This is a genomic window from Winogradskyella sp. PC-19 (assembly GCF_002163855.1).
Lineage (GTDB): Bacteria > Bacteroidota > Bacteroidia > Flavobacteriales > Flavobacteriaceae > Winogradskyella.
In genome coordinates, this window is record NZ_CP019332.1 from 513227 (window position 1) to 524617 (window position 11391).

Annotated in this window: 10 protein-coding genes; 6 read left to right on the forward strand and 4 right to left on the reverse strand. The window is 32.3% G+C overall.

The window, feature by feature from the left end; all coding sequences use genetic code 11:
- The first annotated feature begins 181 nt into the window (after nucleotides 1-181).
- Both BTO05_RS02385 and BTO05_RS02390 read left to right on the forward strand, forming a co-directional pair.
- On the forward strand, nucleotides 182-1108 hold the full coding sequence (locus tag BTO05_RS02385) for a peptidoglycan DD-metalloendopeptidase family protein (RefSeq protein WP_087491121.1): 927 nt from the start codon (nucleotides 182-184) through the stop codon (nucleotides 1106-1108).
- 54 nt (nucleotides 1109-1162) lie between these two features.
- The gene (locus tag BTO05_RS02390; RefSeq protein WP_087493264.1) at nucleotides 1163-3346 is read left to right on the forward strand and encodes an acylase; all 2184 of its coding nucleotides are present in this window, start codon (nucleotides 1163-1165) and stop codon (nucleotides 3344-3346) included.
- On the opposite strand, the gene BTO05_RS02395 is transcribed toward BTO05_RS02390, so the two are convergent.
- Both BTO05_RS02395 and BTO05_RS02400 read right to left on the reverse strand, forming a co-directional pair.
- A complete protein-coding gene (locus BTO05_RS02395; protein WP_087491122.1) occupies nucleotides 3347-3931 on the reverse strand; it encodes a DUF4251 domain-containing protein in 585 nt (194 codons plus the stop codon).
- A gap of 75 nt (nucleotides 3932-4006) precedes the next feature.
- Complete coding sequence (locus BTO05_RS02400) at nucleotides 4007-5125, reverse strand: DEAD/DEAH box helicase (protein WP_087491123.1); 1119 nt, start codon at nucleotides 5123-5125, stop codon at nucleotides 4007-4009.
- Between the two features lie 82 nt (nucleotides 5126-5207).
- Here BTO05_RS02400 and BTO05_RS02405 point away from each other — a divergent pair, with 82 nt between their 5' ends.
- Nucleotides 5208-6017 (forward strand): DUF1853 family protein, encoded by an 810-nt coding sequence (locus tag BTO05_RS02405; protein WP_087491124.1) that lies wholly within the window; start codon nucleotides 5208-5210, stop codon nucleotides 6015-6017.
- Nucleotides 5996-6586: a pseudouridine synthase gene (locus BTO05_RS02410; protein ID WP_232459764.1), complete on the forward strand. Its 591-nt coding sequence runs from the start codon at nucleotides 5996-5998 to the stop codon at nucleotides 6584-6586. The genes BTO05_RS02405 and BTO05_RS02410 overlap by 22 nt, the downstream gene beginning before the upstream one ends.
- On the opposite strand, the gene BTO05_RS02415 is transcribed toward BTO05_RS02410, so the two are convergent.
- Together BTO05_RS02415 and BTO05_RS02420 are read right to left on the reverse strand one after the other, a co-directional pair.
- On the reverse strand, nucleotides 6567-7277 hold the full coding sequence (locus tag BTO05_RS02415) for a hypothetical protein (RefSeq protein ID WP_087491125.1): 711 nt from the start codon (nucleotides 7275-7277) through the stop codon (nucleotides 6567-6569). The genes BTO05_RS02410 and BTO05_RS02415 overlap by 20 nt on opposite strands.
- A 94-nt stretch (nucleotides 7278-7371) precedes the next feature.
- Nucleotides 7372-8886, reverse strand: coding sequence for a DEAD/DEAH box helicase (locus tag BTO05_RS02420; protein WP_087491126.1), 1515 nt, complete (start codon nucleotides 8884-8886; stop codon nucleotides 7372-7374).
- A gap of 168 nt (nucleotides 8887-9054) precedes the next feature.
- Here BTO05_RS02420 and BTO05_RS02425 point away from each other — a divergent pair, with 168 nt between their 5' ends.
- Together BTO05_RS02425 and BTO05_RS02430 are read left to right on the forward strand one after the other, a co-directional pair.
- Complete coding sequence (locus tag BTO05_RS02425; RefSeq protein ID WP_087491127.1) at nucleotides 9055-9618, forward strand: ExbD/TolR family protein; 564 nt, start codon at nucleotides 9055-9057, stop codon at nucleotides 9616-9618.
- A 396-nt stretch (nucleotides 9619-10014) separates the two neighbouring features.
- Nucleotides 10015-11310, forward strand: a complete 1296-nt coding sequence (locus BTO05_RS02430; RefSeq protein WP_087491128.1) for a dipeptidase — start codon at nucleotides 10015-10017, stop codon at nucleotides 11308-11310.
- The last annotated feature ends 81 nt before the right edge of the window (nucleotides 11311-11391 follow it).

Consider the following 11391-nt stretch of genomic DNA (forward strand, 5'->3'; position numbering starts at 1 on the left):
TTCTGATTAATAATACGTTTATTAGTTAAATCAAAAATAAGATTTTTCTACAAAATGTAATTATTTATTACTTTTTAAAACAACGACTACCGGTGTTATTATCTATTGTAAAACTTAAGTTAACGAATACTATACAAAACATAATATCGTTTACTTTTGTGTAATAATTCTTAAAAACCCAATGAAATACATATTAGTTTTCATTTTTTTCATTTTATCCTTTAGTCTATCTTTCTCCCAGGTAACTTATGAAGACTCTTTAAGAATAGTCGTAGAACCTGATTTTAAAAATAGTTTTGCACAACAAGAAGTTATAATCCCAATAGTTATTCAAGATAGTGTATCAAAAAAAAGTTTTGATATAAAATCTGAGTTTTGGGACAATGTGAATTTTAACCCTTACAGAAACAAAATTGTTCAATTTCCAATTCAAGTTAGATTTAAAGATACTACTTATAACTCTCCAATCAAAAAGTCAAAAGTCATTACATCTCGTTATGGCTGGCGAAACGGAAGACCTCACCAAGGTATTGATATAGATTTAGTAACTGGTGATAGTGTTGTGAGCATACTTGATGGTATAGTGCGTTACGCAAGATATAGTCGTGGTCACGGTAAAGTTGTTGTAATCAGACATTATAATGGTCTAGAAACGGCTTATGCCCATTTATCTAAAATAGCTGTAAAACCAAATGACAGTGTTACTAAAGGTCAGTTTATTGGAAAAGGCGGAAATACTGGGCGTTCAACAGGTAGCCATTTACATCTAGTTACCAGTTACAAAGGACAATACATTCATCCTGAATACATTTTTGATTTTTCTGAAGAAAATAAAATCCGTGCAAAAGAATTTTGGATTACAAAAGAATGGACAAGAGCATCTTTCCATAGCTCACGTAAAAAGAGCAAGTTAGAACTGTATACTACTGAAAAAGAAGCTTTAGCAAGTTTAGTTGAAACTAAAAAAATATACATTGTAAGATCTGGTGATACACTTTCACGCATTTCTAAACGTAATAATGTATCTATCAGAGCAATTTGTAAGACCAATGCTATCCGAAAATCTTCTACTCTACGAGTTGGTCAAAAATTGGTGTTAGAATTATAGTTTTTGAATTCTAGTGTAAGTACACTAACTTCACAATTAAAAAATAACCCTAACATGCGTAATTTAGCACTCATCCTTTTTTCTTTAGTATTCATTTCTTGCAATTCCGATAAAACTGAAACCTCAGAACTTGACAGATGGCAAGAAATTGCCGATAACATCACTATAATTCGTGACAATTTTGGTGTACCACATATTTATGGTAAGACGGATGCCGAAGCAGTTTTTGGATTACTCTATGCGCAATGTGAAGACGATTTTAATCGTGTAGAGCAGAATTATATTTGGGCAACAGGTCGCTTGGCTGAAGTTGAAGGTGAGGATGCTATTTATAGTGATTTACGTGCAAAAATGTTTATGACTGAAGAAGAAGCCAAAGCTAACTATGCCAATAGTCCTGAATGGCTTAAAGAGCTTTGTAATGCTTTTGCAGATGGAATTAATTATTACTTACATACGCATCCAGAAGTAAAACCAAGATTACTCACAAAGTTTGAACCTTGGATGCCAATGTATTTTTCTGAAGGCTCTATAGGTGGCGATATAGAACGTGTTTCGACCGGAAGAATTAAAGCTTTTTATGAAGGTAAAGACATAAACCAATTTGTAGAAGAAAAAAACATTAAAGAGAAAGCTGAGTTAGAACCGGCTGGATCAAATGGTATTGCTATTCATGGAAAACTAACAGAATCAGGTAACCCAATACTTTTAATAAATCCGCATACATCTTTCTTTTTTAGAGGAGAAGTCCATGTCGTTAGTGAAGAAGGTCTTAACGCTTATGGTGCCGTTACTTGGGGTCAATTTTTTGTATACCAAGGCTTTAATGAAAAAACAGGCTGGATGCATACATCTACTTATACGGATGTTATTGACGAATTTGAAGAAGACTTAGTGAAAATTGACAATAAACTAATGTACCGTTATGGTGAAGAACTTCGAGAAGTTAAATCCTTAGAAGCAACTTTAAAATATTTAGATGGTGATAGTCTAAAGTCCAAAAAAGTTCCATTCTACAGAACGCATCATGGTCCATTAACACAAAGTAGAAATGGAAAATGGATTGCCACTGCAATGATGTGGGAACCTGTTAAAGCTTTAGAACAATCATATATCAGAACAAAACAAAACGGTTATAAGGGTTTTAGAGAAATGATGGATATTAAAACCAATTCTTCTAACAATACCGTTTATGCAGATGCAGAAGGTAATATTGGTTATTTCCACGGAAATTTTATACCAAAACGAGATACAAGTTTTAATTATCGTCAACCTGTAGATGGTAGTAATCCAAAAACTGACTGGCAAGGTTTACATGATGTCGAAGACCATATTACATTATTAAACCCAGAAAATGGATGGCTACAAAATTGTAATTCTACACCATTTACAGCTGCTGCAGAAAACAGTCCAAAAGCTGAAGACTATCCTAACTACATGTCATTAAATCGTGAGAATTATCGTGGTGTACACGCCATTGATTTACTATCTAAAGGAAAAGATTATACACTAGATTCTGTAATAGAAATGGCTCATGACCCATATTTACCAGCTTTTGAAGTTTTGATTCCAGGATTAGTTTTAGCTTATGATAAAGATGATAAGACTAAAGAACTAGGCGCTTCTATAGAAGAACTTAGAAATTGGGATTATAAAACCTCAAAAGAATCTGTAGCAATGACATTGGCACATTATTATGGAATGAATGTAATGCGGAACGGCAAGCGTCCTAGTCCAATGAATTCTATGGAGTTATTCGAATATTTTGGAAACGAAACATCACCAAATGAAGAAAAATTGGAACTTTTTAAAAATACACTCACCTATTTAACCGAAAACTTTGGTACGTGGAATTTACCTTGGGGAGAAGTCAACCGATACCAAAGACTAAATAGTGATATTCGTCAAAAATTCGATGATAATAAACCAAGTATTCCTGTAGATTTTGCTTCAGGTCGATGGGGTGCTTTAGCGGCATATGGTGTTAGTTATACCAACCCAGAAGCCAAAAAGATTTATGGTACTCGCGGCAATAGTTTTGTAGCAGTAGTTGAGTTTGGAAAAAAGGTTAAAGCAAAGTCTATGTTAGCTGGCGGTCAAAGTAGTGATATTAGTTCTCCTCATTTTAATGACCAAGCACAGCGATATGCAAATATACAATTTAAGGACGTTCCTTACTACAAAGAAGATGTTTTAAAAGTAGCCAAAGAAACTTATTTTCCTGGAAAACGAGAATAGCTAGTTGGCTTTAGAATCGTTATCAAGTGGTTTGATATTTCCATTATAAGATATAGTTTGCCTGTTTGTGCTATTTACGGTTAAAGTAGCACTTCCTCCAGAAATAATTCTGTATGCAAACTTTAAATAATCATTTTCAGTTTTAGCTCCAAATTTGATCATTATGACTTTCTTATTGTCATTAATATTAACTCTGTAATTGGTAATATCGCCTTGATACTTTATACCACCTTGGTTATTAATACGTTTTGGAAAAAATACACGTCCAAAATACGGTAGAAACAAATCTGCCTTTTTATCATTGATATTGACAAAATTTTCGTTGCTAGAAACATCCACTCTACCACCTTGAAAAATGGCTGCACCACCAGGAATATTCTGTCCAATATTTGCAACCTCATTACCTAAAGGATTTGCCCAACGTGCCTCAAACATATATTTACCGCTATCAATTAATTCCTTTTTAGAGTTATATTCCTCTTTTAATCGTTCTTTTTTAGCTTGCTTTCGCTCTGCTCTACTTTGTGAAAAACCAAAATTCGAGAATAAAACAACTAATAAGGATAGAATGATTAACTTTTTCATGGCAGATGCTTTTTATAAATTTACGACAAAATCTAAGCCAAAGACTTGTTTTTAAATAGTTTAACACAACTATTATTACAAAGTCATTTCTCTAAAAGTAATTCCTAGTGCTTTTTGGGTATCGATAATTTTTTGCATTTCACCAGGTATAATTAATGCTATGGATTGACCTGTTTTACCTGCGCGAGCTGTACGACCACTTCTGTGTGTATAGTATTCTAATTGTTCTGGTAATTGATGATGGATAACAAATGCTAGATTGTTTACATCAATACCACGAGCTGAAACATCTGTTGATACAAGGAATTGTAAACTTTCATTTTTAAATGCACGCATCACCTTATCACGTTCTTTTTGTTGCATATCACCTTCAAGTGCATCAACAGAAAAGCCTTCATTTTTAAGCTCTTGAGCTAATTTTTTAGTACCAGCTTTAGTTCTACAAAAAATCACACCTCTATCATTTGGGTGTTTATCTAAAAGCTTTCCTATAACTAAGGTTTTATTTGGAATAGACGTATTTATAAAATGATGCGAAATGTTTTCATTAACTAAAGAATTCTTATCAATTTCAATGCGTACTGCGTCATGTGACATGTACGTTTTTACCATTTTTTGAATTTCATTTGGCATTGTTGCCGAAAACAACCAAGTTTTTCTAGACTCTGTATTATACTTTAAAATTTTACTTAAGTCTTCTTTAAAACCCATACTAAGCATCTCATCAGCTTCGTCTAAAACTAAAGTTTTTACTTGACTAATATTGACTGCACCACGTTCTACCAAATCTAATAAACGTCCTGGTGTTGCAACAACAATATGTGTTGTGCGTGTTAAGTTCTTTATCTGTCTGTCCATTTTTTCGCCACCGTAAACACCTTCAACAAATATTTTATGGTCTATGTATTTTGTAAACTTAAAAAGCTGCTTCTTTATTTGCTGAACTAACTCTCTTGTAGGAGCTATAATCAAAGCTTGCACATTATCATTTTGAGAATCAATCGCATTTAAAACTGGTAAGCCAAAGGCAGCAGTTTTTCCAGTACCCGTTTGTGCTAATCCTATTAAATCTGTCTTGGATTCTAATAATACAGGAATAACTTCTTGTTGAATTTTTGTGGGATGCTTTATTCCCAATTCCTTTAATCCTTTTACGTATGCTTTTGATATGCCGAGTTCTAAAAATGTTGCCATTGCTTATTAATTTGCCGCAAAGGTAAACTTATTTAGGTCTATCACTTTAATTATTAATGCATCTTTGTATTTTTAAATCTTAATGGAAAGCAATACCCAGTTTCAGTATAATGGTTTTTTAAAAACACCAAATCTTTGGTTAAATTCTGAGATTTTCGGTTTGAAGCAGTTTCAATTTTTAAGTTCTCAATTTCCTTTTGATAAGCCTTCGATTTTTAAAGAAATACGACTTGGTAAACGTGTTGAAGAGTTTTTGAGTTTTCAGTTTAGCAATCTTAAAAATGTAGATATCATTACTAAAAATCTTCAGATAAAAGATGATAAAATTACTATTGGAGAGTTAGATTTTATTGTTAAGAATCAAGATAAGTATATTCACCTTGAAGTTATTTATAAATTCTATTTGTACGACTCAAATATCAAATCTGATAATCATTTAGACTATTGGATTGGGCCAAATAGAAATGATGCGCTTATCTACAAACTCAATAAATTAAAAAATAAGCAATTACCACTACTCTATTCAAAACAATGTAATGCTGTTTTACAGTATTTAGAATTAGACCCGAAATTAATAACCCAAAATGTTTGCTACAAGGGGCAATTATTTCTTCCATTTAAAACTCAAAATATAGATATTACACCTTTAAATAAAGATTGTATTGCTGGGTTTTATATGTCTTATTCTGAAATTGAAGAGTTACAATCTTATCAATTTTATATTCCAAGAAAGCTAGACTGGTTGGTCATTCCACACTCAGAAGTAGATTGGAAATTATATGATGAAATCAGAGTTCAACTTTCAACTTCTATTAATGAGCAGCGTTCTCCTATGGTTTGGTTAAAGTCGAGTGATAATAAACTTTCAAAATGTTTTATAACCTTTTGGTAATGACACATAAGCATTATAAAATATATAAACCATACGGCTATTTAAGTCAGTTTGTTAATAATCAAAACAAACGTCGAAATAAAAAACTGCTAAGTGATTTATATGATTTACCAAATGAAGTCATGGCTATTGGACGTTTGGACGAAAAGTCTGAAGGTTTATTATTACTCACGACAGATGGCAAATTTAGTGAACATATTAGAAGTTCTAAGATTGAAAAAGAATACCATGTTTTGGTTGATGGTGTTATTAACAAAAGTGAAATTGAAAAACTAAAAAAGGGTATAGAAATTTCAATAAATGGAAAACCCTACACAACAAAACCTTGCACAGCTGAACTTTTATCAGACATTAGCCATATTGAAAAACGCTTTGTTAGAGATAAGCGCCACGGCAAAACTTCGTGGTTAAGTATTACAATTACCGAAGGTAAATTTAGACAAGTACGAAAAATGACATCTGCAGTTGGTTTACCAACGCTGAGACTAGTACGTGTTAGAATTGGAGACTATAGACTTGAAGGATTAAATTCAAGAGATATTGTGGAGATTAATTCCCTTCATTCTTAGCTGTAATCTTCGGCTTTTCGTTAATAAAAGTAATCATAGCCTTTACGCCTGTTAATAGATTCCATTCTTTAGAGGAAACAACAGTACCTTTGTCGTCATACACAACAAACTCGGCTGTGTTTGGGCCAGAATCACCTTGATTAAGCGCAGTAATATCAATCTTATTAATACCTTGAGTAAGGTTGATTTTGAGACGCCTGTATTGAGACGTTAATAATACATTATTATATACAACTTCGCCATTTAATGACACACTAACGCGGTCACCATCTGGATACTCGTGGTCTCGGCAAACAATATTTACAAACTCTGTATCAATATCGTATTGGCCCAAAAATTGATCACTCATAAAGCGTCTAATACCAGTAGCTTGAGCTTCTTTTCTCCAACGTTCTTCAAAAATTAAACTTGGACTTTTTAAACCATCACCACCAGTCATAGAAAATGGGCGCTCTAATTCTCTTACTTTAGTTCTTGATATAGTCGCATTTTTATCTTTGTTAGATTTATCTGCGTCTGCTTTTAGATTTTTCTTAGGAGCTACTTTTATTTTTTGAGGTGTAGAGTCTTTTTCTTTTTTAGATTCTACTGCGGGTATACGTATGTTTCGTTTATCCTTATCAGTTACCTGAGCATTTAGCGAAACGCCAAAAGCTATAAAGCAAAACATTAAAATGAAACGATTAAACATACTATCTAAGATTTATCTTTCTAATAATTTAGACTCAAAAATCATACCTATGTCAAATTAAACGTATAAAAAACTAAAACCTTTCAAAAAAAAGTTAAAACTTTCCGTTAAAACTGAGTCGTAAACGTCTATTGTATTCCTCAAAAAGCCAATCTTTATAATTCTGAGTGCTATTCATTATACAGTAACAGTATTGTTTTATACGATACGCAATTTCATCTTGTAATTCCTTAATACGCTCTCTAGCTTCAAAAACATCTTCACAATTTTCGATGCATATTTTAGAATGTTGTTCAATAGAACGCTCGATAACTGTAAAAGATTTTTTACCAGAGTTTAGTACTTTTTTATATTCACCTTTTACATCAAAATCTAGTGATTTAGATTTACCGAATTTTTTACGAAGTGCTTCTGGCATATCGTAAACAAAATCGCGTTCTAACATTTCGTCATCAACAATATTTTCTAAATAAAAATCTGGGTATTTAAAAATATGTTGCCAATCTACAGGTTGGTCCCAAGGCCCAAAACGTGCAATGTTATTACCTAAATCTACGACCTGAAAAACATCTCTGTCTCCATAGATACGTGACCCACGACCAATCATTTGAAAATATAAAGTTAATGAACGTGTTGCTCTATTAAGTATGATAGATTCAACAGAAGGTTCATCAAATCCTGTAGTTAAAATACTTACAGACGATAAAATGGCGCCTGGTGTTTTTTTAAACCACTTTAGAGTTTCTTTTCTTTCTTCCTTATTAGCTGTATTATCTAAATGCTTAACATCATATCCAGCACGTTTAAAAGTGTAATAGACTTCTTTTGAAGTATGAATACCGTTATTAAAAATAAGGGTCTTTTTTCCTTTTGAAGTATCGTCATATGCTGTTAAAAGCTTAGTCTGCATAAAACTATTAGTGTATAATGCTTCAGAAGATTTCACGGTGTAATCACCATTGATACCTACTTTTAAGGTAGTTAAACCGACATCAAAACTTACGGTTTCAGCTTTTGCCAAAAATCCATTTTTTATCAATGTCGAAATATCATCACCAACAATCAGCTTATCATAATTGTCCTTCATTGGTAACTTTATATTACTACTTAAAGGCGTTGCAGTTACACCAAGAATAAAACAATTGTCAAAGAATTTAAAGAGCTTTCTGAAAGAGTTATAATGCGCTTCATCTATAATAACAAGACCAATATTCTTTAACTCAAAATCTTGTTCAGACAGCCTATTATTAAGAGTCTCGACCATGGCAACAAAACACTGATACTCATCTTGGTCTGGTAATTCCTTTACCTTACTGTTTATAATTTTATTTTTGACATTAAATCCAGATAGTACGTTAGATGTTTGTTTACACAACTCTATACGATGTGTCAAGATAACTACCTTTTGATTTTTTTCTTTTATATATCGACGAACAATCTCAGAAAAAATAACTGTTTTTCCTCCACCAGTTGGTAACTGATAAAGCAAGTTATAATCCTCAGGTGAATTATCCATGACATCAAAAATGCGGTTTAAGTCATTTATTTGATAGTCATACAGACGTTTTTCGCTCTCTTTTTCTACTTGTATTTGAGTCTCTACAGACATAAAATCATGATATGTATCGTATTAATAGCTGCGGTCATTTAATAATACAATGACCAATTTCGCAAAAATAGGGCATAATAACGGTTTGATGTAGCGTTGTTAACAAGATTTTAAAAGTGGTATCGTTTTTGTGATTTCCTTAACATTAATCTTAAAACTTGAGTAATTATGAGAAATTTTAGAAGAAATGCCCCGACAGTTAATGCAGGTTCAATGGCAGATATTGCTTTTTTACTACTCATTTTCTTTTTAGTGACGACAACAATATCCGCCGATAAAGGGATGTTGAGGAAATTACCACCAGTATGTGATATGCCTCCATGTGATGTAGAATTCAATGAACGCAATGTTTTTAGGATTTTTATTAATACAAATGATGAAATTATGGTTGAGGATAAAATCATAGATATATCAGATTTAAAAGAATTAACCAAAGCATTTATAGATAATAATGGAGAAAATGTTTGTGATTACTGCTCTGGTGAACAATTGACTAATTCATCTGACAAACCTAGTGAAGCTATTATATCATTAAAACATGACGCTTTAACCAATTATGGTGCCTTTATAGTTGTTCAGGATGAGATTAGTAAAGCATATTATGATTTACGCTCTAATTATGCACAAAATAAATATAATAAAACACCAGAAGAACTATCGAAAGAAGAGTTGCAAGCCGTAAAAGAAGCCTATCCTTTTATATTGTCTGAAGTAAAAGTTGAGCGTAATTAGTTTTAGTCTTTAAGTTAATGCAACGTTAACGTGTGTTAAATCAATGAATTAATTGTAACACAACTTATTTTTGGTCGTCTTTATAGTGTAATCAATTAAAAATCGAACAATCATGAGAACATTAAACAGCAATCAGTTAACAAGCAGAAATTCAGATGCTAAAAGTTTTACTTGGAATAGTAAAAGACGATTTAGATAACCTTTTGAAATCAATCAATTATGAAAACATTATCAAGAATCGTCAATACATCTAATAGTTTAGATGATGACTTAGAAAATATTAGACTATGAATCTAATCGAAATCAAAATTTAAAAAAACCAGTATTGTAATTAATGCTGGTTTTTTGTTTTTAGCATATTCTAGTCTATTTTTATGCAAAATTGAAATCTCGATTATGAAACTAAAAGCTACACTACCCTTTTTTGCATTTATTATAGTATTATTCAGTTGTAATTCTGAACCTAAAACCGAAGAAGAGCTTATCGCCTATGCAAAAGAAATTCATGACCGTGTGATTACTTTAGATACGCATTGCGATATTAATGTGGCCAATTTTACTGATTCTATTAATTACACACAGCGTCTTAAAAATCAGGTTAATCTTCCAAAAATGATTGAAGGCGGATTAGATGTACCTTGGTTTATAGTATATACAGGACAGGATTCTTTATCTATAAAAGGTTTCGAAAATGCACATGCAAATGCTTTAGCAAAATTTGATGCTATCCATAGATTGGTTAAAGTTTTTGCACCAGACCAAATCGAATTGGCAAGAACTTCTGATGATGTAAGGCGTATTATTAAATCTGGTAAAAAAGTAGTCATGATTGGTATAGAAAACGGTTATCCAATAGGACTAGATATTGAAAATGTTCAAAATTTTTACAACTTGGGCGCGCGTTATATGTCTTTATCGCATAATGGTCATAGTCAACTTTGCGATAGTAATACAGGTGAAGCAGATGATGTTTGGTTGCATAATGGTTTAAGTGATTTTGGAAGACTAGTTGTCAAAGAAATGAATAAAGTAGGTATGATGATTGACGTGTCACATCCGTCAAAAGAAGCAATGCGTCAAATGATAGAATTGACAAAAGCGCCAATAATTGCCTCACATTCGTCTGCTAGAGCATTGTGTGACCATAGTCGTAATTTGGACGACGAGCAATTACAATGGCTAAAAGAAAACGGTGGTGTAGTACAAACAGTAGCATTTAGAAGTTACTTAAGCAAAGAAAAGTCTGAAGCAAGAAATAAGAAAGCTACTGAAATTAGAAATCAAATTGCGGATTCTATGGGTGTTACCTATTATGGGCGCAGAGAATTAAGAGCTTTAGATAAAGCAGTACAAGATTCAATAAGAGAAAGTGGTTATTTGACAAAGATTAACGACTTGACTAAAGCAAAAGCAGAAGCAATGTCTGACTTTCCACCAGAAGTTAATGTATCAGATTTTGTAGACCATATTGATTATTTAGTCGAAAAAATGGGCCTTGACCACGTAGGTATTAGTAGTGATTTTGATGGTGGTGGCGGTATTGAAGGTTGGAATGATGCATCAGAAACCTTTAATGTCACGTTAGAGTTAGTTCGTAGAGGTTATACTGAAAAAGAAATTGAGCAATTATGGTCAGGGAATTTACTCCGTGTTTTGGATGAATGTCAGGCTGTTGCTGAGAGTTTGAAATAACATTAAATGGTTTTAACGTTATTTTTTCTATTTGGATTCTTTTTATTTTGGTTTATAGGTGCAGGTATTTTTATAGATTTT

What these genes read in the sequence shown, in the direction of transcription:
- BTO05_RS02420 (WP_087491126.1), bottom strand. Translation starts at nt 8,886, where the DNA reads ATGTCTGTAGAGACTCAAATACAAGTAGAAAAAGAGAGCGAAAAACGT.
- BTO05_RS02395 (WP_087491122.1), bottom strand. Translation starts at nt 3,931, where the DNA reads ATGAAAAAGTTAATCATTCTATCCTTATTAGTTGTTTTATTCTCGAAT.
- BTO05_RS02425 (WP_087491127.1), top strand. Translation starts at nt 9,055, where the DNA reads ATGAGAAATTTTAGAAGAAATGCCCCGACAGTTAATGCAGGTTCAATG.
- BTO05_RS02390 (WP_087493264.1), top strand. Translation starts at nt 1,163, where the DNA reads ATGCGTAATTTAGCACTCATCCTTTTTTCTTTAGTATTCATTTCTTGC.
- BTO05_RS02415 (WP_087491125.1), bottom strand. Translation starts at nt 7,277, where the DNA reads ATGTTTAATCGTTTCATTTTAATGTTTTGCTTTATAGCTTTTGGCGTT.
- BTO05_RS02385 (WP_087491121.1), top strand. Translation starts at nt 182, where the DNA reads ATGAAATACATATTAGTTTTCATTTTTTTCATTTTATCCTTTAGTCTA.
- BTO05_RS02410 (WP_232459764.1), top strand. Translation starts at nt 5,996, where the DNA reads ATGTTTTATAACCTTTTGGTAATGACACATAAGCATTATAAAATATAT.
- BTO05_RS02405 (WP_087491124.1), top strand. Translation starts at nt 5,208, where the DNA reads ATGGAAAGCAATACCCAGTTTCAGTATAATGGTTTTTTAAAAACACCA.
- BTO05_RS02400 (WP_087491123.1), bottom strand. Translation starts at nt 5,125, where the DNA reads ATGGCAACATTTTTAGAACTCGGCATATCAAAAGCATACGTAAAAGGA.
- BTO05_RS02430 (WP_087491128.1), top strand. Translation starts at nt 10,015, where the DNA reads ATGAAACTAAAAGCTACACTACCCTTTTTTGCATTTATTATAGTATTA.